Consider the following 21,937-nt stretch of genomic DNA (forward strand, 5'->3'; position numbering starts at 1 on the left):
TTGCAGGGTCGCGCTGCTTGCCCCTACGCATCCAACAGATCCCACTCACCCGATTGTTGATCGAGGACTGACCATGCCCGTTACGGACATCGCCACGCGCGTCTATGATCATGGCTGGCGCCTCGACCCGGTGGTCCGAAGCCTGCTCGACACCGATTTTTACAAGCTGCTGATGTTGCAGATGATCCGGCACCTGCATCCGGACGTTCGCGCGACCTTTTCCCTCATCAATCGCAGCACGTCGATACGGCTTGCCGACGTCATCGACGAAGCCGAGCTTCGCGAACAACTCGACCATGCCCGCACTATCCGCTTTTCGAAGAAGGAGCTGATCTGGCTGGCGGGCAACAGCTTCTATGGCAAGCAGCGGATGTTCGCCCCCGACTTCATCGCCTGGCTCGCCGATTTCCGCTTGCCCGAATATTCGCTGTCGAAAGTGGACGGGCAGTTCGAACTTCGTTTCGACGGACCATGGACGCACACGACGATGTGGGAGATTCCCGCACTCGCCATCGTCAACGAATTGCGTTCGCGTGCCGCGCTCAAGGGCAGGGGGCGCTTCGAACTCGACATTCTGTACGCGCGCGCAAAGGCCAAATTGTGGGAAAAGGTCGAACGGCTAAGCGAGCTTCCCGATCTCAGGATTTCCGATTTCGGCACCCGCCGTCGGCACAGCTTTCTATGGCAACGCTGGTGCGTCGAGGCCCTGAAGGAAGGGCTGGACACGCGCTTCATCGGCACCTCGAACGTGCTGATGGCGATGGACAATGATCTGGAAGCGATCGGCACCAACGCGCATGAATTGCCGATGGTGATGGCGGCGCTGGCGAATTCGGACGAAGAGGTCGCGACCGCCCCCTACCGGGTGCTGGCGCAATGGCAGGCGCATTATGACGGCAATTTGCTGATCGCCCTGCCGGATGCCTTCGGCACCGCCGCCTTTTTGCGCGACGCGCCCGACTGGCTCGCCAACTGGACCGGTTTCCGCCCCGACTCGATGCCGCCCATTGAGGGGGGCGAGCAGATCATCGCTTGGTGGCGCGCGCGGGGCGTTGATCCACGGACCAGGCTGCTGATCTTCTCCGACGGCATGGACGTCGACACGATCGAGGCGACCTATCAGCATTTTCACGGTCGCGCCCGCATGAGCTTTGGCTGGGGCACCAATCTGACCAACGATTTTCGCGGATGCGATCCGGTCGGCGGCCACGGGCTCGAACCGATCTCCCTGGTAGCCAAGGTGACCAGCGCAAATGGCCGTCCTGCCGTGAAGCTGTCCGACAATGCGTCAAAGGCGACGGGCGATCCGGCCGAAATCGAACGCTACCTGCGCGTTTTCGGGCGGGAGGGGCGGCGTCAACAGCCGGTCGCTGTCTGATCCAACGGCGGGGGCGGACCCGCCGGCAATCGTCGCAGCGTCGCGTTCAGCTGCGCGCGAGCGGCTTTGTTCCCGCTTCGTATGACGTCGGCGGCGACCAGCGAACTCGACTGAACGCGCGTGCAATACCACTCACCGGCGATTGAAAAAAATGCATGGTGAACGCATGGCCGTTGCACTTGCGTGGAACAAAACATTGGTTAATCCCGCAGTCCATCGGCCAAGCTGAGTTAAACCCCGCCGGTAATGCGAGGTGAAATGACCACAGCCATGCACGACGATGATGTCAAAACCGTTTCCGGTGCAATCAAGGTTGCGCGGGTATTGTGCATTCTTTGCGTCGTGTACATGCACCCGTGGATCGGCGTGTCCGGGGATGAGCTGTTCGCCAGCCCCCATTTCTGGGATAAGTTCCTGATTTACTGGACGCAGGAAGCGGTGGCGCGGAGCGCTGTTCCGCTTTTGAGCGTGGTTTCCGGGTGGCTTGTGCTGTCGACCGTCCAGCGAAAGGTCTATGGCGATTTCATCAACGGCAAGGCCCGCGCCATCCTTTTGCCGATGCTGATATGGAACGTCATCGCGCTGGCGGTGGTGTCCGTGTTCGCTGGTTTCGGCTTTCTGGCCAAGATCATGCCCCAAAGCCCGATCGAGGCATTGAACGAGCTGGTTTTTCTGTACGAACGCGGCGCAATCAACGTGCAGAATTCGTTTCTGCGCGATCTCTTCGTGTGTATGCTGGTTGCGCCGTTCCTGATCAGGCTGTCACCCCGCTGGCTGTGGGCGCTGCTGATCACAAGCGTCGTCTGGCAGTTGAGCGAGGTACAGCTCTACATCCTGCTTCGGCCACAGATCCTGACATTCTTCATCATCGGCATTCTTGCCCGCGCTTCGCGCTGGGACCGGCAAGTGGTCCGCTGGCCGGTGCTGCCGATCCTGGCGGTGGCAGCCGTCGCCATTGCGTTGAAGGTCAACCTGATCATGTATCCGCCGGACGAACCGTCGCTGCTGGTCGACGGTACGCTCGAACTGGCGCTGCGGATTTCGGTAGCGCTGGCGTTCTGGCGAATGTCGGTCAGTCTGGCCCAGACACGGTTTCTGGACCTGTTCAAACGGATCGAGCCGTACACCTTCCTGTTGTTCTGCTCGCACGTCATCATCATCCGCACGATCGGACCGGTTCTGGGTCAGATCTTCGGAAAGTTCGGCGATCCGCTTTTCCTGCCTTATTATTTCGCGCAGCCGTTCATCGCCCTTTTCGCGGCGATCCTGCTGGGGCTGCTGCTGGTTCGGGTGTCGCCCACAGTGGCGCACGTCATGAGCGGCGGACGATTGGGTGCCAAGGCCCGACAACCGCGCGAACCGCGCGGGCGAAGCGCCAGCGAGCAGGGGCGTGCCTTCCCGCCACTCGCCGGGGAATAAATCGCGGACGTGAAAAGGGCGGCCACCGCATCCGGTGACCGCCCCTTTTAGCCTTACTGGTCGAGGAAGCTTCGCATCTTCCGGCTGCGGCTGGGGTGCTTCAGCTTGCGCAGCGCCTTTGCCTCGATCTGACGGATACGTTCGCGCGTCACGCTGAACTGCTGACCCACTTCCTCCAGCGTATGGTCGGTGTTCATGCCGATGCCGAAGCGCATGCGCAGCACGCGCTCCTCGCGCGGGGTCAGGCTGGCCAGCACGCGCGTCACGGTTTCCTTCAGGTTCGCCTGAATGGCCGCGTCGACCGGGATGATCGCGTTCTTGTCCTCGATGAAGTCGCCCAGATGGCTGTCCTCCTCGTCGCCGATCGGCGTTTCGAGGGAGATCGGCTCCTTGGCGATCTTCATCACCTTGCGAACCTTTTCCAGCGGCATGGACAGGCGTTCCGCCATTTCCTCGGGCGTCGGTTCGCGGCCCTGTTCGTGCAGGAACTGGCGGCTGGTGCGGACCAGCTTGTTGATCGTTTCGATCATGTGCACCGGGATTCGGATGGTGCGCGCCTGATCCGCGATCGAGCGGGTGATCGCCTGACGGATCCACCACGTCGCATAGGTGCTGAACTTGTAGCCGCGGCGATATTCGAACTTATCCACCGCCTTCATCAGGCCGATATTCCCTTCCTGAATCAGGTCTAGGAATTGCAGCCCGCGATTGGTGTATTTCTTGGCGATGGAGATGACGAGGCGCAGGTTCGCCTCGACCATTTCCTTCTTGGCGATACGCGCTTCACGCTCGCCCTTTTGCACCATGTTGACGATGCGGCGGAATTCGCCCAGCGCCATGCCGGTCGACTGCGCGATTTCGGCGATTTCCGCGCGGATGCGGTCGACGGTTGCCGCCTCATTCTCGGCAAAGGCCTTCCACTTCTTGTCCAGCGCCTGGACCGACGGCAGCCACTGCTCGTCCAGCTCATGACCCATATAGCGGTCGAGAAAGTCCTTGCGGTTCACCTTGTGCCGCTCCGCCAGGCGCAGCATTTGGCCGCCCAGCGCGGTCAGGCGCCGGTTGAAGCTGTAAAGCTGGTCGACCAGATATTCGATCTTGGCCTGATGGAACTGCACGCTCTCGACCTCGGCGGTCAGATCTTCGCGCAGCTTCTGATACTTCTTCTCGTCGGATGCCGACAATTCGCCGCCCGCAGCCATCGCGTCCAGCCGCTTCGCCTGCATCTTGGCAAAGCTCTTGTAGATCGACGTGATGTTGGCGAACTTCTCCAGCGCCTGCGGCTTGAGCGTTTCCTCCATCTGGGCAAGGCTGAGGGTGTTGTCCTCCTCCTCATCGTCCGACGGGCGCGGGGTGCGCCGGTCGGTCATGGAGTCCTCGTCATCGTCGGCAGAGGCTTCTTCCGGCTCGTCCTCGTCCTTGAACGACGGACCGGCATTCTTTTCCGAAATCTCGCCATCGTCATCGCCATCCTCGTCGGACAGCGATTCGGGCGCAGGATCCTTGGACAGCATGGCGTCGAGATCGAGGATCTCGCGCAGCTGCATCGTGCCTTCGTTCAGCGCGGTCGACCAGTTGATGATCGCGTTGAAGGTGATCGGGCTTTCGCACAGGCCCAGGATCATCGTGTCGCGACCTGCCTCGATCCGCTTGGCGATGGCGATTTCGCCCTCGCGGCTCAGCAGTTCGACCGCCCCCATTTCGCGCAGGTACATGCGCACGGGGTCGTCGGTGCGATCGACCGTTTCCTTCTTCTTCGGGGCTTCGAATGCGGGGGCTGAATCGTCCTGGCTGTCGGCGGTTTCGGCCTCGTCGCCGCTTTCCTCCTCGCCGTCGCCGTCTTCGCCTGCTTCCTCATTCTCGACGACATTCACGCCCATGTCGTTGAGCGCGGCCATGATGTCCTCGATCTGCTCAGAGGACATCTGGTCCTGCGGCAGCATCTCGTTCAGCTGGTCGACGGTGATGTAGCCGCGCTTCTTCGCACGCGCGATCAGCTTCTTGATCGAGCCTTCATTCAGGTCGATCAGCGGCGCGTCGCCCGTTTCATTCGTGTCGGCAACGTCCGCCATGTTCGCCTTCGCCATCAACTGCCCTCGATTACCCGATCGTTTCGCCGTCTTCGTCCGCGTGCAACAGATTTGCAAGCCGCGCCTCTAGCCTTAACTGCTCCTGGAGCAAGGCCTGCTGGCGCGCCAGTGCATCGTCGGTGAAGTGCGCTGCCATTGCCGACGTGGCCGCTGCCAGCGCTGCATCGACGCGCGGACGCGCGACCATCACCGCAATCGCCTCGTTCAAATCCGCAGCGGCGCGCGCATCGTCGGCGCCAGCATGCGTGAACGAGAAGGGCAGGGCGTCGGCTCTGAGCAGATCACTGGCCACCTGATCGAACCCGGACCTCGCCAATATGGTGACGAGGCGGCCGCTATCAAGCGCTTGGTCTTCAAGCGCCAGATCGACCACCGCCTCGAACGCACGCGCCAGTGCGCCATCGGCCAGCCGCAGCGAACCCAGCACTTCCATATGGCGCGCAATTTCGGCCGGGTGGCGGATCAGGCCCGCCAGCACCGCCTTGGCAAGCACCCGGTCGATGCCGCCGGTGCCGACCGCGCGCGCTTCATCGCCCGGCGGTGCCTCAGGTGGCCGCCATCCGCCCTTGGCAAAGCGTCCGCGCTGGGGTGCGCGTGCCTGTGTGCGCTGCGGCGGGGCGGGGCGCTTGGCAAAGGTTTCGAAAAAGCGGCGGCGGAAATCGGCGTGATATTCGCTGCGGACATTCTGGTCCGCGATCAGGTCCGCCTGCTCGGCCAGCCGCGCGCGCAGCCCCGCTCGCTCTTCCGGCGTGTCGGTCGGTTCGGTCAGCGCGTTGCGCCACAGCCGCTCGACCAGCGGTTCGGGCTTGGCCAGCAATGCTTCCATCGCCGCCGGCCCCGATGCGCGGATCAGGTCGTCGGGGTCCTGCCCGGCGGGCAGCGTGACGAACGACAGGCTGCGCCCTGGCGCCAGCGCGGGCAGTGCGCGCGCGGCGGCGCGGATCGCCGCCTTTTGTCCCGCGGCATCGCCATCGAAGCACAGGATCGGCACATCGATCAGCCGCCACAGCCGCTCCAGCTGCGCTTCGGTCATCGCGGTGCCCAGCGGCGCGACTGCTTCTCCAAAGCCCGCCTGCGCCAGCGCGATCACGTCCATATACCCCTCGACCGCGATCAAGCGGCCCGCCTTGCGTGCGGCGGCGGCGGCGCGGTTCAGATTGTAAAGCGTGCGCCCCTTGTCGAAGAGCGGCGTTTCCGGCGAATTGAGATATTTCGGCTCACCAGCCCCGATGATGCGGCCGCCGAACGCGATCACCCGGCCGCGCGGGTCGCGGATCGGGATCATCAACCGGCCGCGAAACCGGTCATAGGGCGCCTTGCCGTCGACCTGGATCAGCAACCCCGCCTCGACCAGCATCGCATCGCCGAATTCGCTCAGCGCCTGACGCAGCCTCGTGCGGCTGTCGGGCGCAAAGCCCAGGCCGAATGTTCGGGCCGTGTCCGCGCGAATGCCGCGTTGCTCCAGCAGCGCGCGCGCCTCCGCGCCGTCCAGCCCGTGCAGCTGTTCCTCGAACCACTTGGTCGCCGCCGCCATCACGTCGTGCAGCGACTTGGCCCGCTCTGCCTTGGCTGCCGCGCGCTTGTCCTGCGCGGGCATTTCCAGCCCGGCGACCTGCGCCAGTTCCTTGACCGCGTCGATGAATGGCAGGCCCTGCTGCTCGGTCAGCCAGCGGATCGCGTCGCCATGCGCGCCGCACCCGAAACAGTGGTAAAAGCCCTTGTCGTCATTGACGTAGAAGCTGGGCGATTTTTCATTGTGGAAAGGGCAGCACGCGCGAAACTCCCGCCCCGCGCGTTGCAGCTTTACCGTCCGCCTGACCAGCACCGACAATGTGGTGCGCGCACGAACCTCGTCGAGAAAGGCGGGGGTAAGACTCACAGCCCGATTATATCATGGCAAAGGTGAGGGCGCCTGTCGATCAGTTCAGCGCCGCCTTAACCGCGGCGCTCGCCTTGGACATGTCCAGCACCTGGCCGTGACGTGCCTTCAGCTCGGCCATCACGCGGCCCATGTCCTTCATGCCCGATGCGCCCAGATCGGCCTTGATCGCCTCGATCGCGGCGGCGGTTTCGGCGTCGTCCATCTGGCGCGGCAGGAATCGTTCGATCACCGCCACCTCGGCCGCTTCGGCTTCGGCCAGCTCGGGGCGGCCGCCCTTTTCATACATTTCGATCGATTCGCGGCGCTGCTTGACCATTGTCTGCAGCACATCGACGACCAGCGCGTCGTCATCGGCGGGCGCGCCGCCGGTGCGGACTTCGATGTCGCGGTTCTTGATGGCCGACTGGATCAGGCGGATGGTCCCGGTGGTTGCCTTGTCCCCACCCTTCATGGCGGTGACCAGCGCGGCCTTGATGTCGTCGCGAATCATGGTTTCTCTCGAACTGAAGCGGAAAGGCGGAGCGATAGCGGAGCGCGCGCGTGCCGTCACCGGTTGACGGCGCGCCACGGTGGGTCTAGCCGCCGTGCCTTAGCGACATCGCCAACCCAAGTTAACGGAGTAGCCGCCCCCATGGCCGACGCCACGCCCTTTCACGCGCCCGAAGGAGCCACGGGCGTGTTGGTTCTGGCCAATGGCGACGTCATCTGGGGTCGCGGGTTCGGCGCGACCGGCGCCGCCGTTGGCGAAGTGTGCTTCAACACCGCGATGACGGGTTATCAGGAAGTGATGACGGACCCGTCCTATGCCGGTCAGATCATCACCTTCACCTTCCCGCATATCGGCAATGTCGGCACCAATGCCGACGATGTCGAGGCCGACGATCCCCATGCCCTTGGCATGATCGTGCGGGAGGATGTGACCGAACCCAGCAATTTCCGCTCGGTCGAACGGCTGGACGACTGGATGCGCGCGCACAACCGCATCGGCCTGTCGGGCATCGACACCCGCGCGCTGACCCGCCGCATCCGTGAAGCGGGCGCGCCCAACGGCGTCATCGCCCATTCGCCCACCGGCGAGTTCGACGTGCCCGCGCTGCTGGAGCAGGCCCGCGCCTGGCCGGGGCTTGAGGGCATGGACCTGGCCAAGACCGTGTCGTGCGAAATGCATTACGGCTGGGCCGGCGGCCTGTGGAAGCTGGGCCAGGGCTATGGGGGCGAGGGGGGTGAAGACACCCGCCCACACGTCGTCGCGCTCGATTACGGGTCAAAGCGCAACATCTTCCGCAATCTGGTGCAGGCGGGCGCCCGCGTCTCGGTCCTGCCCGCCACCGCGACCTTTGATGAGGTGATGGCGCTCAAGCCCGACGGCGTGTTCCTGTCCAACGGCCCCGGCGACCCCGCCGCGACGGGCGAATATGCCGTCCCCGTCATCCGCCGCCTGCTCGATGAAAAGCTGCCGGTGTTCGGTATCTGCCTTGGCCACCAGTTGCTGGGTCTGGCCGTCGGCGCGCGCACGACCAAGATGCATCAGGGCCACCGCGGCGCCAACCACCCGGTCAAGCGACTGGCCGACGGCGTGGTCGAGATCACCAGCATGAACCACGGCTTCGCAGTCGTCACCGAAACCCTGCCGGACACGGCGCGGGAGACGCATGTGTCGCTGTTCGACGGCAGTAACGCCGGGTTTGAGCTGACCGACCGCCCCGCGTTCAGCGTGCAATATCACCCGGAAGCGTCGCCGGGACCGCAGGATAGTTTTTATCTGTTCGAGCGGTTCGTGGGGATGCTGCGGTGACAGATGGAACTCCTTACGGGGAGTTCGAGGCAGCCCTTTTCGTTCGTATGCTGCAGTTAGAGCGAGAGGGGGCTGGGCCGGTATTTGACCTCGAGGCCGTCATGGATGGAACCGAGGTTGGTTTTCATCGGGAATGGGGTCGCAGATTCGTATCCGATAACAAGGATCGTTTTGGCAGGTCGCAGTCTACTATGCAGTCGTTGCGGTTCGAGCTGTCGGCCCAAGGTCGAGCACGAGCATTGGAGCTGGAAAACGCCAAGCTTCCAAAGACGCTCGTCGAGCGACTTACCGGCGATACTAGTCAGCGACTTGTTAACATTGGTAATTTTTTCATTGCCGCGCTGGCTTTGGTCGTGGCGACAATCGCAATGCTGAAGGACTAACTTGATGCCTCGCCGCACCGACATCACCTCCATCCTCGTCATTGGCGCCGGGCCGATCGTCATCGGTCAGGCATGCGAGTTCGACTATTCGGGCACGCAGGCGATCAAGGCTTTGATGGAAGAGGGCTACCGCGTCGTCCTGGTCAATTCGAACCCGGCGACGATCATGACCGATCCGGAACTGGCCGACGCGACCTATGTCGAGCCGATCACGCCCGAAGTGGTCGCGCGCATCATCGAGAAGGAGCGGCCCGACGCCGTCCTGCCCACCATGGGCGGCCAGACCGCGCTGAACACCGCGCTGGCGCTGTTCCATGACGGCACTTTCGAGAAATATGGCGTCAAGATGATCGGCGCCGATGCCGAAGCCATCGACAAGGCCGAGGATCGCCAGAAATTTCGCGACGCGATGGACAAGATCGGGCTGGAATCGGCCCGCTCCGCCGTGGCGCATACGGTTGAGGAGGCGGTGGCGGCGCTTGACCATACCGGCCTGCCCGCGATCATCCGCCCCAGCTTCACGCTGGGCGGCACCGGCGGCGGCATCGCGTATAACAAGGAAGAGTTCGTCGACATCGTCCGCAAGGGCCTGGAAGCGTCGCCGACGACCGAGGTGCTGATTGAGGAATCGCTGCTCGGCTGGAAGGAATATGAGATGGAAGTCGTGCGCGATCGCGCCGACAATGCCATCATCGTCTGCTCGATCGAGAATATCGACCCGATGGGCGTCCACACCGGCGACTCGATCACCGTCGCGCCCGCGCTGACGCTGACCGACAAGGAATATCAGATCATGCGGAACGCGAGCATCGCGGTTCTGCGTGAAATCGGCGTGGAAACAGGCGGTTCGAACGTACAGTTCGCAGTGAATCCCGCTGACGGCCGCCTGATCGTCATCGAAATGAACCCGCGCGTCAGCCGTTCGTCGGCGCTGGCGTCCAAGGCGACGGGCTTCCCCATTGCCAAGGTCGCGGCAAAGCTGGCCGTCGGCTATACGCTGGACGAGATCGAGAACGACATCACCGGCGCCACGCCCGCGTCGTTCGAACCGACCATCGACTATGTCGTGACCAAGATTCCGCGCTTCGCCTTTGAAAAGTTCAAGGGTTCGGAGCCGATCCTGTCGACCGCGATGAAGTCGGTGGGTGAGGTCATGGCGATTGGCCGCTCGATCCACGAAAGCATGCAAAAGGCGCTGCGCGGGCTGGAGACCGGCCTGTCGGGCTTCAACGATGTCGAGGCGCTGAAGGGCGCGCCCCGCGCCGAGATCGAAGCTGCACTTAGCCGCGCCACGCCCGACCGCCTGCTGGTCGCCGCACAGGCGCTGCGCGAGGGCTTCACCGTCAATGAAGTGCACGCGATCGCCAAGTATGATCCGTGGTTTCTCAACCGGATAAAGGAAATCGTTGACGCCGAGGCTGAGGTGATCGCCAATGGCCTGCCGCGCGATGCCGCCGCCATGCGCCGGTTGAAGGCGATGGGCTTCAGCGACAAGCGGCTCGCCTATCTGGCGGTCGCAAGTGCGGGCCTGCGCGACCGTTTCCCCGCCCGCGGCGGCCTGATCCGCGAGGCGGTGAAGGCGATGACCGGCGGCGTGAACGAAACCGAAGTGCGCGAACTGCGCCACAAGCTGGGCGTGCGCCCGGTGTTCAAGCGCATCGACACCTGCGCCGCCGAGTTCGAGGCCAAGACGCCCTACATGTATTCGACCTATGAGGCGCCCAGCTTTGGCGCGCCTGAGGACGAGAGCATGCCCAGCGATCGACGCAAGATCGTCATCCTGGGTGGCGGTCCGAACCGGATCGGGCAGGGGATCGAATTCGATTATTGCTGCTGCCACGCCTGTTTCGCGCTCGCCGATGCCGGGTTCGAAACGATCATGGTCAACTGCAACCCCGAAACCGTCTCCACCGACTATGACACCTCCGACCGGCTCTACTTCGAGCCGCTGACGGCGGAGGACGTGCTTGAGATCCTTGAGGTCGAGCGTTCGCGTGGCGAGCTGGTCGGCGTGATCGTCCAGTTCGGCGGTCAGACGCCGCTCAACCTGGCGCGCGCGCTGGAAGCGGCGGGGATTCCGATCCTTGGCACCAGCCCCGACGCTATCGACCTGGCCGAGGATCGCGAGCATTTCGCCGCTCTCGTCGCCAAGCAGGGCCTGAAACAGCCTGCCAACGGCATTGCCCGCAGCCGTGAGGAAGCGATCGCGGTCGCTGAACGCATCGGCTATCCGGTGCTGATGCGCCCCAGCTATGTGCTGGGTGGTCGAGCGATGGAGATTGTCGACGGCACGCCGCAGTTGGAAGCCTATATTCAGACTGCCGTGCAAGTGTCTGGCGATGCGCCGGTTTTGATCGACCAGTATCTGCGCGACGCTATCGAGGTCGATGTCGATGCGATCAGCGACGGCACCGATGTCGTCGTGTCGGGCGTGCTCCAGCATATCGAGGAAGCCGGCGTCCATTCGGGTGACAGCGCCTGCTCGCTGCCGCCCTACAGCCTGCCCGCCGATGTGATTGCCGAGATCGAGCGCCAGACCGAAGTGCTGGCGCGCGCGCTGAATGTCGTCGGCCTGATGAACATCCAGTTCGCGGTCAAGGACGGCGAAGTCTATCTGATCGAGGTCAATCCGCGCGCCAGCCGCACCGTGCCCTTCGTCGCCAAGGCGATCGGCGCGCCCATCGCCAAATATGCCGCGCGCGTGATGGCGGGTGAAAAGCTGGCGAACCTGCCTGTGATCGACCGCCACATCGACCATATCGCGGTCAAGGAAGCCGTCTTCCCCTTCGCACGCTTCCCCGGTGTCGATCCGGTGTTGTCGCCCGAAATGAAGTCTACGGGCGAAGTCATGGGAATCGATAATGATTTCCCCATCGCCTTTGCAAAGGCTCAGCTGGGCGCGGGCACCGTGCTTCCCGCATCGGGCTGCCTGTTCGTCAGCGTGAAGGACAGCGACAAGGCGGTGGTGCTGCCCGGCGTCAAGCTGCTCGCCGAACAGGGCTTCACCATCATCGCCACTGGCGGCACCGCCGATTTCCTGGCGGGACAGGGCGTGACCGTGGAACGTGTGAACAAGGTGGCACAGGGCCGCCCGCACATCGTCGACCGCATTCTCGACGGTGGCATCGACCTGATCTTCAACACTACCGAAGGGTGGCAGTCGCACAAGGATTCGGCCGACATCCGCCGCTCTGCGCTGAACATGAAGGTGCCCTATTTCACCACCGCGCCCGCCAGCGTTGCCGCGGCACGGGCGATCGCGGCGACGGGGCGCCAGTCCCTTGAAGTGCGTTCGCTACAGGCCTATTATTCGCGTTCGCACAATTGATCCCCAAATAAAGCAGGTTGGTGTGCGGGCGGTCCCGAACCGGGCCCGCGCGAAAAGGGGCTGTCGAAGGAACTGAATATGGCGACCGTCGAAAAGATGCCGATGCTTCAGGAGGGCTATGACAAGCTCACCGGGGAGCTGAAGCGGTTGAAGGCGGAGCGTCCTTTGATCGTGGATGCGATCGAAGAGGCGCGTGCCCATGGCGACCTGTCCGAAAATGCCGAATATCACGCCGCCAAGGAACGGCAGGGCCAGATCGAGGCGACCATCGCCGACATCGAGGACAAGCTCAGCCGCGCGCAGGTGATCGACCCGCGCGACCTGTCGGGCGACAAGGTCGTGTTCGGCGCGACGGTCACCCTGCTGGATGAGGATGAAAAGCCCGTCAAATATCAGATCGTCGGCCAGACGGAGGCGGACGCAAAGACCGGGCGCATCAGCTATAACTCGCCGCTGGGCCGCGCGCTGATCGGCCGCCGCGTCGATGACGAGGTGGAAGTGTCGGTGCCTGCGGGCGACCGTTATTACCTGGTCTCGAAGATCGAGTTTATCTGAGTCCCGCAATGCTGACCCGCGCGCCCGCCACGGTCGCGATCGCGGCGGTGACGGCGCTGGTCGGCGTGTTGCTCTTGCTGGGCGACATGGTCGGCTATGCCGCCGTCTATGCCGGGTTCATCCCCGCACGATTGGGTGACACGTTACCGCTTCTGGCTCAGGTCGATCTGATGCCGGTGTGGCTGACGCCGTTCAGCACGACATTGGTGCATGCCAGTTTCCTGCATCTGGGCTTCAACCTGATGATGCTGGGCTATACCGGCGTCGCGACCGAGCGGGCGATCGGCGCGCGCGGGCTGGTGGCGTTGTACCTGATCGCCGCCGTTGGCGCCGTCGCTGCGCACTGGGCGTTCAAGCCCAACTCCGCCGTGCCGATGATCGGGGCGAGCGGGGCGGCATCGGGCGTCATCGGCGCCTATTCGGTGCTCTACAGCCGCCGTGACCGTGCGCGCGCCATAGGGCCGCTGTCGGCGGGCGCGGTGCAGATGATCTGGCTGGTCGTCGCCTGGTCCGCGATCAACCTGCTGATCGGCTTCATCACCGCCGGCACGTCGATGCCGATCGCGGGTGCGGCGCATGTCGGCGGCTTCATCATGGGCGTGGTGCTGGCGCGCCCGCTGGTCCGCTGGCATTGGCAGAACGCATGATCGAAATTGCATCCGTCGGCCTCAGCGCCGCGATCAACCCGCTCGGTGCCGAGCTGACGCATCTGCGCGATGCCGAGGGGCGCGAGCTGATGACCGATGCCGACCCGGCATATTGGACCGGTCATGCGCCGATCCTGTTCCCCATCGTCGGCGAGCTGAACGGCGGCCGTTACCGGCTTGACGGGCGCGATTACGCGCTGCCCCAGCACGGCTTTGCCCGCCGCCGCATGTTCGAGCTGGTCGAGCAGAGCGAGCGCGCCGTCACCCTGCGCCTGACCGACGATGCCGAGAGCCGCGCCGTCTTTCCCCGCGCCTTTGCCCTCGACGTGCGCCATTCGCTCAACGCCGCCACGCTGACCACCACCGTCACGGTTGAGAATCGGGACGAGCGCGACCTACCCGCCAGCATCGGCTTTCACCCCGCCTTTGCCTGGCCGCTGCCCTATGGTCGCGCGCGCGCCGACCACCGCATCCTGTTCGAGCGGATCGAGCCGGAGCAGCTGGCGCGCATCGTTCCCGGCGGCCTGATCGGCCCCGCCGACCGCGACAGCCCGCTGGACGGCCGCACGCTGGCCCTGCGCGACGAGCTGTTCACCAATGACGCGCTGGTATGGCAACGGGTGGAAAGCCGCTCGGTCGCTTACGGCGCTGAGGATGGCCCCCGGCTGCGCATCGATTTCCCGGACACGCCCATGCTGGGCATCTGGACCAAGCCCGGTGCCGCCTTTGTCTGTGTCGAGCCATGGCACGGCATCGCCGACCCGGAGGGTTTTACAGGCGAGATCTGGGACAAGCCCGGCATCCATCGCCTTGCCCCCGGCGAGCGGTGGAGCGTTGAAATGGCCGTGACGCTGGAGGGATAGGGGCGCCGCTAAAAGTGGCCGGGAAGCGCATCGCCCCCCGGCCATATGGTTCAGGCGGTCATGCGGGCTTGCGACGCGTTGTGCCCGCCATTGCGATACAGCACGTCGCGCACCCGGTCGCCGTCGATCCCGGCATCCTTCACCGTCACCAGGACGCCACCGTCCTTCAGGCGGTCGCCATAATATTTCGAATCTTCCTCGCTGATGCCGTGCTTGGTCAGCGTTTCGTTCAGGCTGCCGCCGATCGCGCCGACCACGGCACCGATACCGGCTGCCTCAGGTGCGACCGAAGCGGCGATGGCACCCGCTGCCGCCAATGGGCCGACGCCCGGAATTGCCAGCGCCGCGACGCCAAGCCCGGCGCCCAGCGCGCCGCCGCCCAGAATGCCGCGCAGCACGTTGCGATGATGTTCGTCGGTGATTTCGCCTTCGCCCGACCGGGTGGTCGTGGTGCCGCCATGATGCGCGATGACGGACAGGTCGTTGTCGCTGACCCCCAATGTGCGCAGGTCCGAAACGGCCCGCTCCGCTTCGGCGTGGCTGTCAAAGAGCGCTGATGCCTGGGTCATGAAAAATCCTCTCTTGCGCCGCTTGATGCGGCCTGTCCTCAACAGGACAGCGCGCCGAGCGTTCCCCGGACGGAGGCTTTTCCGATACTTATGGCGGTTGAGACGCGATGTTTTTGCGATGCGTTGCGCTAGCCCAGACGACTCTTAGCTGGATATGAATCTCTCACAAACCTGCCCCGGTTCCGCGAACAAACGATCTTTTAGGTCTTTGCAGATGCCGTCGAGGCCAGGGAACAGCGAACCGAACGTAATACCCATAAGCTCTAGCTCCCTCAGAATGCGAGGACCTTCGGCTGCCGATAGATCGCAAACTTCAAGATAGCATTTTCCATCTGCCTGTTCTCGCTTGCGAATGAATGCTTCGATGTCAGTTACGTTGGACACTGCCGCCAGAGCCTGTTGTGGAGTGTACCGAGGATTGCCGACAGCCATGTTTTCAATGGTTACGAGTTGAGGAGGCGCTGCGTCGACGATAAACGCCTGCCGACCGTAGCTCTCTTCCCAGGCTGCCTTGTCGAATATAAATATGCGTGGGCGGCAATCGCTATCCAACTTAGTTGGATAGAAGGCGAAAAACGCGGATACAAATGGCGAGAACGACCAATCTAGAAGCGGGGTAGGATAGCCATGATGTTGCAGGATGCTCCATATAACAGCATTATGCTCTAGATTGCCCAGATGGAGAGGAAACGAAACCTTATCGACAATCGCGCCGTAGAGGCGCCGAACGTCATCTAAAATCCATCTGTTCAAGTCGCTACGCCATGTACGATGAAATGTAGTAGTCAACTTGAATGGATTCGTCTGGCCGCGGAATATGTATCGTCTTGGATTTTGTTCAATAGACCATTGGCGAAAATCATCCCAGTTATTCAGATCTGGTCGTCTCGATAGGTGTGACTCGCCGGACGCTATGGATGCAGATATTGTGTGCGAACCCGACCGTGTGCCCCCGCTCCAATCCAATTTGAGGCTGCCGTCCTGATTCTCAGCAAAGGTGACAATGAATTTCTCCGGAACCGGTGGTTCGCCAAAATTTTCGGTAAGAAAGCTCTCCGCGCGAATCCTATCTTCAGGCGACATAATGCCACCATCCGGGTAACAGTACGTCGTGACCACTTCCGCTCTATGTGGAGCAACGTCGGGCATTCGGATCGAAAAGGTGAATCCGGGAATTCGGTATTGAGGCGCGTAGAAAAGATAAGCGTTGCCTGAGACCACGTCGCATCGGCGCTCTAACTCGACTCTCAGGGTCCCTTCAACTTGACCGTTGATGTCGCCGATCCACTGCCCTTGCACATAGCGCTCCTTCGTTCCTTTTTGGCCTACCAGCGTACTGGCCCCCGGCCCGCAAAAGATAGGCATTTGGAAGATGTCAATCAAATGATGGGTGGGTGACGGTTTGCCTCGTTTACTCCGCCGATCCATACCATGTCGGTCCGTTCGACTGGATACCGCTAGCAGTCTTTCATAATACATGGTTCGGCCTCGGCCGGCAGCATATTGGCCCCCCCCACTGTCCTACACGCCCACCCCCCGCTAAAACCCCACCCCATGCCCCCGGCGCCCCAATCCCGCCTCGCGCTCAACACCCGCCGCAAACCATGCCGAACCCCCCGATTCCATGCCCCCCGTAGTGTGAAGTTTGACAAGTTCCGCCACGCCGCATCTCGACTTGCGCGGCGCTGCGGCATAGGGCGCTCGCAATGAGTAACGCTCCCGACCGCCGCACCTTCGCGATCATTTCACACCCCGACGCCGGCAAGACCACGCTCACCGAAAAGCTCCTGCTGTTCGGGGGTGCCATCCATCTGGCGGGTGAGGTCAAGGCGCGCGGCGCCGCGCGGCGTGCCCGGTCCGACTGGATGAAGATCGAGCAGCAGCGCGGCATCTCGGTCACCTCGTCGGTGATGACGTTCGAGCGGGAAGGGGTGACCTTCAATCTGCTCGACACGCCGGGGCACGAGGATTTCAGCGAGGATACCTATCGCACGCTGACCGCCGTCGATTCCGCCGTCATGGTGATCGACGTCGCCAAGGGTATCGAAAGCCAGACGCGAAAGCTGTTCGAAGTGTGCCGCCTGCGCTCCGTCCCGATCATCACCTTCGTCAACAAGGTCGATCGCGAAGGGCGGCCGGTGTTCGAAACGCTGGACGAAATCGCCGATTTGCTTGCGCTGGACGTCACGCCGATGACCTGGCCCGTCGGCATGGGCGGCGAGTTTGAGGGCATCTACGATCTGGTCGGCAACCGCCTGTTGCTGCCAGAGGGGCCGAGCCGTGAGTTTCAGGGCAAGGTGATCCAGGTGTCGGGTCTGGACGATCCGGTGCTGGACGAACATCTCTCGGCCGCGGGCGTGGCCAAGCTGCGCGAGGATGCCGAACTGGCAATGGCGGGCTATGCCCCCTTCGATGTCGAGGCGTATCGCAACGGCGACCTGACGCCCGTCTATTTCGGATCGGCGCTCAAGGAATTCGGGGTCGATGCGCTGATCGGCGCGCTGGCCGAACATGCCCCGCCGCCGCGTCCGCAACCCGCCGAACCCGCCCCCGTCTCGCCCGACGATCCCCAGGTGACGGGTTTCGTGTTCAAGGTTCAGGCGAACATGGACCCCAATCACCGCGACCGCATCGCCTTCATGCGGCTGTGTTCGGGTGTGTTCAAGCGGGGCATGAAACTGACGCCCAGCGGCCATGGCAAGCCGATTGCGGTGCATTCGCCCATCCTGTTCTTCGCCCGCGAACGCGAACTGGCGGATGAGGCTTATCCCGGCGACATCATCGGCATTCCCAATCACGGGGTGCTGCGCGTGGGTGACACGCTGTCCGAACGGCCGGGCGTGCGCTTTACCGGCCTGCCCAATTTCGCGCCCGAAATCCTGCGCCGCGTCGCGCTCAAGGACCCGACCAAGACCAAACAGCTCCGCAAGGCGCTGGACGACATGGCGGAAGAAGGGGTGACGCAGGTCTTCTACCCCGAAATCGGCTCGAACTGGGTGATCGGGGTCGTGGGTCAGCTTCAGCTGGAAGTGCTGCTCAGCCGCCTGGATGCCGAATACAAGGTCGGCGCCAATCTGGAACCTGCGCCGTTCGAAACCGCGCGCTGGATCTCGGCGGAGGACCCGGCCGCGCTCAAGGAGTTTATGGACCTCAACCGCTCGTCCATGGCCAAGGACCGCGACGAAAACCCCGTCTTCCTTGCCAAATCGGCATGGGAAGTGGGGTATATCGCCGAACGCTATTCCAAGGTGAAGTTCGCGGCCACCCGCGAACGCTGATGGCGGCGGGGCGGGGCGGGGGCTTACCGCCCGCCCGTCCGCCGGGTCAGCGCCGCGACGCAGCTCGCCCGGTCGATCGCCCGCCCGTCGCGCTGGCGCGCATCGACATGGGTGACGACGGGCACCCCGCCGCCCGCCTTGGGATAGAGATAGGCGTCGAGGACACAGATGCCGCTGCCGAACTGCAGCTTGCGGCCCGTGCCCTCGGTCACATCGGCATCGGCTTCGCCGAACAGTCGGGTCAGGGCGCTGGCATTCTGGCCCAGCACCCGCTCAAGCCCGACCGTGGTATAGGTCGGCGCCGCCGGCGGGGGCGGGGCGGGGCCGGCCATCGGCGCGGGCACGGCGGCGCACCCGCCCAGCATCAATGCCCCCAGACTTGCCGTGCCCCAGATCCTCACATCCGTCCCCTTCGATGATACCAATGCGTCGCCATCGCCGCCGCCAGCACCGGCGCGACCAGATTGACGCCCGGTACGACAAGCAATGCCGTCCCCGCCAGCCCAAGCATCCACCGCCCGCCACGCGTCGTCGCACGAAACTCGCGCATCGCCGCGCCGCTCCGATGCCGCGCCGCCACCATGTCGCCCAGATCACGTCCCAACAGCCAGCCATTGACCGCAAAGAACAACGCCGCCGTGCCAACGCCGGTCACCAGCAACGCCAGATAGATGGGCGACAGCAACAGATTGACCGCGACTGCTCGCCCCGCCGACCCCAGCCCCATGGCCACGCCGCGCATCAGCGGCACGGGCCGTGCATTGTTCAGCGCATCCGTATAATGCCGCCGCTCCACCGCCGCGACCACATCGTCGGCGAACAGCCCGACCACCGCAATCGCCACGGCACGAAACAACAGCCACGCCGCCAGCACGCTAGCGACAACGGCGGCAAAACCCGCCAGCTCGCTCCACCACCCGGCTCCCAGCGATTGAGCCGCCCAGCGGGCCAGCCACCATCCGCCCACGACAAGCGCGGCAAAGATCGCCAGCGTCAATGCCAGCGATTTGGCAAGCACCCGCAGCACCGGCGGGTCGCCAAGTTGACGGAGGGAAAGAGCGAAGGCACGCAGCATGCCGCTTCCTCTCACGCCCATCGCCGCTTTGCCAGCGCCGCTTGCGCCCATCCGTCGGGCAAGATAACCGCCCACAAACTTTCGTGGAGCAGCCGCACTTGACCGAAGCCACTTACGACGTTGTCGCCATCGGCAACGCCATCGTCGATATTCTCGCTCAGGCCGATGATGAATTCCTCGCCGCCGAGGGCATGAACAAGGGTTCGATGCAGCTCATGTTCTCCCCCGAAGCAGCCGATGCGCTTTATGCCAAAATGGGGCCCGGTCGGGAGATCTCCGGCGGTTCTGCGGCAAACACCGTCGCCGGCATTGCCGCGCTTGGCGGTAAATGCGGCTTTATCGGTCAGGTCGCCGATGATCAGCTGGGCACCGTGTTTGCCCATGACATCCGCGCGCAGGGCGTGCGTTTCGACACCGCGACCCGCGCGGGCGAGCCGACTACGGCCCGCTGCCTGATCTTCGTCACCCCCGATGGGCAGCGGACGATGAACACCTTTCTGGGCGCGTCGCAATTCCTGCCGGAAGCCGCGCTGGACCGCAGCCTGATCGAAGCGGGTGCGATCCTTTATCTCGAAGGTTATCTGTGGGACCCGGAAGAGCCGCGTCAGGCAATGCGTGCTGCCATCGAACTGGCGCGTGCCGCTGGTCGTCGCGTCGCCTTCACGCTGTCGGACGTGTTCTGCATCAGCCGCCATGGCGACGATTTCCGCAAACTGATCGCGGATGGGTTGATCGACATCCTGTTCGCCAACGAAAATGAGTTGCTTGCACTGGCCGAGGGCGAGGATTTCGAGGCGGCGGTCGGTCGCATCGCCGCGCAGGTGCCCGTGCTGGTCGTAACGCGCAGCGAAAAGGGTGCGATTGCGGTGTGCGACGGACAGCGCCACGCCGTTGCCGCCGAGCCGATCGAGCGCGTCGTCGACACGACGGGCGCGGGCGACCTGTTCGCGGCGGGTTTCCTGCACGGTCAGGCACAGGGCCGCGACGTAGCGACCTCCCTGCGCATCGGCGCGCTTTGCGCCGCCGAAATCATTTCGCACTATGGCGCCCGACCCGAAGTGGACCTGAAGGCCATGATCGCGCAGAAACTGGGATAACCGACGAAAGTTTTTTTGGGGGGGGCAGCGATGCGCGGACGGTTTTTTATCGCTCTGGCACTCGCTGCCACCATGGCTCAGCCGGGGGCAGCGCAGTCGATCGAAGCACGGCTCGACCGGTTGATGGCTGCTCGACCCGTGATTGACGGGCATAACGATTTGCCCTGGGAAATTCGGGAGAGGTTTGCTTCGGCAGTCGACCGGGTCGATCTGACCAAGGACACTTCGCTTTTGGACACCCCGCTCCAGACCGATTTCGTCCGCATGAAACAGGGCGGATATGCCGCCCAATTCTGGTCAGTCTGGATTCCAGCAACCGTTTCGGGGCCAGAGGCGGTGGCGACCACGCTGGAGCAGATCGACATCGTGCACCGAATGGTGGCGCGCTGGCCCGATCGGTTGGCGCTTGCCCGAACCGCTGATGATGTGGAGGCAGCGCGGCGTGCGGGGCGGATCGCCAGCCTGATCGGGGTTGAGGGCGGCCACCAGATCGACGGGCGGTTGGCAGTGTTGCGCCAATATCGCGCGCTGGGCGTGGCCTATATGACACTGACCCACAGCCGGAACATCGACTGGGCCGACAGCAGCACCGATGGGCCAGCCACCCAGGGCCTCAGTGATTTCGGGCGACAGGTCATTGCCGAGATGAACCGGATCGGCATGATCGTCGATCTGTCGCACACATCGCCCGCCACCGCACGCGCCGCGATCGCGGCTTCGCGTGCGCCGGTGATGTTCAGCCATTCCAACGCTTTCGCAGTCAATCCGCACCCGCGCAACGTGCCCGACGACCTGCTGCGCGCCGTCGCCGCCAATGGCGGTATCGTGATGGTCAACGTCTATCCCGTCTTCGTATCGGCGAAGGTTCGGGCGTGGCAGGCGGACAAGGCGGCGTTCGAAGCACGGCTCAAATCCTCACCTGCCGGTCTGATGCTGGGCGAGCCGGCGAAAGCGGTCGATGCGCGCATGGCCGAATGGATGCACGCCAATCCCATGCCTGCCGTTACCGCAGCCGACGTCGCCGACCATGTCGATCACATCGCACGCGTTGCAGGGCGCGACCATGTGGGGCTGGGCGGCGATTACGACGGGATCGGCGGTACCGGGCCCGAGGGGATGACGGGCGTGGACGGCTGGCGATTGTTGTTCGCCGAGTTGATGCGGCGCGGCTGGTCCGACGCCGATCTGCAAAAGCTGGGCAGCGGCAACATGCTGCGGGTGATGCGCGCCGTCGAACGCGCAGCGCAGTAGGGGGTCAGGCGGCGAACAGCTTGGTGCCGACCACGCCGATCACGATAAGGGCGATAAAGCCAAGCTGAATGCCGTTCAAGCTTTCCCCGAACAGGATCATGCCGAAGATCGTAACCCCCACCGCGCCCAGCCCGGTCCATACGGCGTAAGCGGTGCCCGCGGGCAAACCGCGCATTGCCATGGCCAGCAGCCACATGTTCAGGAAACTTAGCGCTATCGGCAGGGCCGATGCGGACCAGCTTTGCTGCATTGCCGCCCATTTCAGACTGAGCGCCCAGATGATCTCGGTTACGACCGCAACGCCTAATATCAGCCACGCCATCGGAC

At 63.7% G+C, this 21,937-nt stretch carries 19 protein-coding genes; 11 read left to right on the top strand and 8 right to left on the bottom strand.

Annotated features, from left to right (window positions below; translation table 11 throughout):
• Positions 1–73 precede the first annotated feature (73 nt).
• Complete coding sequence (pncB, locus tag ACAX61_RS09325; RefSeq protein WP_370714485.1) at positions 74–1,378, top strand: nicotinate phosphoribosyltransferase; 1,305 nt, start codon at positions 74–76, stop codon at positions 1,376–1,378.
• Between the two features lie 270 nt (positions 1,379–1,648).
• Positions 1,649–2,797, top strand: coding sequence for an acyltransferase family protein (locus tag ACAX61_RS09330; RefSeq protein ID WP_370714486.1), 1,149 nt, complete (start codon positions 1,649–1,651; stop codon positions 2,795–2,797).
• A gap of 53 nt (positions 2,798–2,850) precedes the next feature.
• On the opposite strand, the gene rpoD is transcribed toward ACAX61_RS09330, so the two are convergent.
• The 3 genes from rpoD to ACAX61_RS09345 are packed head-to-tail and all read right to left on the bottom strand — an operon-like array spanning position 2,851 to position 7,259.
• Positions 2,851–4,884 carry an RNA polymerase sigma factor RpoD gene (rpoD, locus tag ACAX61_RS09335; protein ID WP_370714487.1) on the bottom strand — a complete coding sequence of 678 codons (2,034 nt, stop codon included), beginning with the start codon at positions 4,882–4,884 and terminating at the stop codon, positions 2,851–2,853.
• Between the two features lie 13 nt (positions 4,885–4,897).
• A complete protein-coding gene (dnaG, locus tag ACAX61_RS09340; RefSeq protein ID WP_370714488.1) occupies positions 4,898–6,766 on the bottom strand; it encodes a DNA primase in 1,869 nt (622 codons plus the stop codon).
• A gap of 40 nt (positions 6,767–6,806) precedes the next feature.
• Positions 6,807–7,259 (bottom strand): GatB/YqeY domain-containing protein, encoded by a 453-nt coding sequence (locus ACAX61_RS09345; RefSeq protein ID WP_370714489.1) that lies wholly within the window; start codon positions 7,257–7,259, stop codon positions 6,807–6,809.
• Positions 7,260–7,400: 141 nt separating this feature from the next.
• On the opposite strand from ACAX61_RS09345, the gene carA reads away from it, so the two are divergent.
• The 6 genes from carA to ACAX61_RS09375 all read left to right on the top strand — a co-directional run bounded on the left by carA (position 7,401) and on the right by ACAX61_RS09375 (position 14,340).
• On the top strand, positions 7,401–8,564 hold the full coding sequence (gene carA, locus ACAX61_RS09350) for a glutamine-hydrolyzing carbamoyl-phosphate synthase small subunit (RefSeq protein WP_370714490.1): 1,164 nt from the start codon (positions 7,401–7,403) through the stop codon (positions 8,562–8,564).
• Entirely contained in the window at positions 8,561–8,947 is a 387-nt protein-coding gene (locus tag ACAX61_RS09355) for a hypothetical protein (protein WP_370714491.1), read from the top strand. Before carA ends, ACAX61_RS09355 begins: the two co-directional genes overlap by 4 nt.
• 4 nt (positions 8,948–8,951) lie before the next feature.
• Positions 8,952–12,275 carry a carbamoyl-phosphate synthase large subunit gene (gene carB, locus ACAX61_RS09360; protein ID WP_370714492.1) on the top strand — a complete coding sequence of 1,108 codons (3,324 nt, stop codon included), beginning with the start codon at positions 8,952–8,954 and terminating at the stop codon, positions 12,273–12,275.
• 78 nt (positions 12,276–12,353) lie between these two features.
• Positions 12,354–12,830, top strand: a complete 477-nt coding sequence (gene greA / locus ACAX61_RS09365) for a transcription elongation factor GreA (protein ID WP_370714493.1) — start codon at positions 12,354–12,356, stop codon at positions 12,828–12,830.
• A gap of 8 nt (positions 12,831–12,838) precedes the next feature.
• Positions 12,839–13,477 carry a rhomboid family intramembrane serine protease gene (locus tag ACAX61_RS09370; protein WP_370714494.1) on the top strand — a complete coding sequence of 213 codons (639 nt, stop codon included), beginning with the start codon at positions 12,839–12,841 and terminating at the stop codon, positions 13,475–13,477.
• Entirely contained in the window at positions 13,474–14,340 is an 867-nt protein-coding gene (locus tag ACAX61_RS09375) for an aldose 1-epimerase family protein (protein ID WP_370714495.1), read from the top strand. The genes ACAX61_RS09370 and ACAX61_RS09375 overlap by 4 nt, the downstream gene beginning before the upstream one ends.
• Positions 14,341–14,390: 50 nt before the next feature.
• On the opposite strand, the gene ACAX61_RS09380 is transcribed toward ACAX61_RS09375, so the two are convergent.
• Positions 14,391–14,909, bottom strand: a complete 519-nt coding sequence (locus ACAX61_RS09380) for a hypothetical protein (RefSeq protein ID WP_370714496.1) — start codon at positions 14,907–14,909, stop codon at positions 14,391–14,393.
• A 144-nt stretch (positions 14,910–15,053) separates the two neighbouring features.
• Positions 15,054–16,274, bottom strand: a complete 1,221-nt coding sequence (locus ACAX61_RS09385; RefSeq protein WP_370714497.1) for an FRG domain-containing protein — start codon at positions 16,272–16,274, stop codon at positions 15,054–15,056.
• A 341-nt stretch (positions 16,275–16,615) separates the two neighbouring features.
• Here ACAX61_RS09385 and ACAX61_RS09390 point away from each other — a divergent pair, with 341 nt between their 5' ends.
• Positions 16,616–18,187: a peptide chain release factor 3 gene (locus ACAX61_RS09390; RefSeq protein WP_370714498.1), complete on the top strand. Its 1,572-nt coding sequence runs from the start codon at positions 16,616–16,618 to the stop codon at positions 18,185–18,187.
• 23 nt (positions 18,188–18,210) lie between these two features.
• On the opposite strand, the gene ACAX61_RS09395 is transcribed toward ACAX61_RS09390, so the two are convergent.
• Together ACAX61_RS09395 and ACAX61_RS09400 are read right to left on the bottom strand one after the other, a co-directional pair.
• The gene (locus ACAX61_RS09395) at positions 18,211–18,552 is read right to left on the bottom strand and encodes a hypothetical protein (RefSeq protein ID WP_370714958.1); all 342 of its coding nucleotides are present in this window, start codon (positions 18,550–18,552) and stop codon (positions 18,211–18,213) included.
• A gap of 32 nt (positions 18,553–18,584) precedes the next feature.
• Positions 18,585–19,262: an EI24 domain-containing protein gene (locus tag ACAX61_RS09400; protein WP_370714499.1), complete on the bottom strand. Its 678-nt coding sequence runs from the start codon at positions 19,260–19,262 to the stop codon at positions 18,585–18,587.
• Between the two features lie 98 nt (positions 19,263–19,360).
• Between ACAX61_RS09400 and ACAX61_RS09405 the strand changes: the two genes are divergently transcribed.
• Together ACAX61_RS09405 and ACAX61_RS09410 are read left to right on the top strand one after the other, a co-directional pair.
• Positions 19,361–20,359, top strand: a complete 999-nt coding sequence (locus tag ACAX61_RS09405) for an adenosine kinase (RefSeq protein ID WP_370714500.1) — start codon at positions 19,361–19,363, stop codon at positions 20,357–20,359.
• A 30-nt stretch (positions 20,360–20,389) separates the two neighbouring features.
• On the top strand, positions 20,390–21,610 hold the full coding sequence (locus ACAX61_RS09410) for a dipeptidase (protein WP_370714501.1): 1,221 nt from the start codon (positions 20,390–20,392) through the stop codon (positions 21,608–21,610).
• A 4-nt stretch (positions 21,611–21,614) separates the two neighbouring features.
• On the opposite strand, the gene ACAX61_RS09415 is transcribed toward ACAX61_RS09410, so the two are convergent.
• Entirely contained in the window at positions 21,615–21,932 is a 318-nt protein-coding gene (locus tag ACAX61_RS09415; protein WP_370714502.1) for a DMT family transporter, read from the bottom strand.
• Positions 21,933–21,937: the final 5 nt, after the last annotated feature.

The organism is Sphingomonas sp. IW22 (assembly GCF_041321155.1).
GTDB lineage: Bacteria > Pseudomonadota > Alphaproteobacteria > Sphingomonadales > Sphingomonadaceae > Sphingomonas.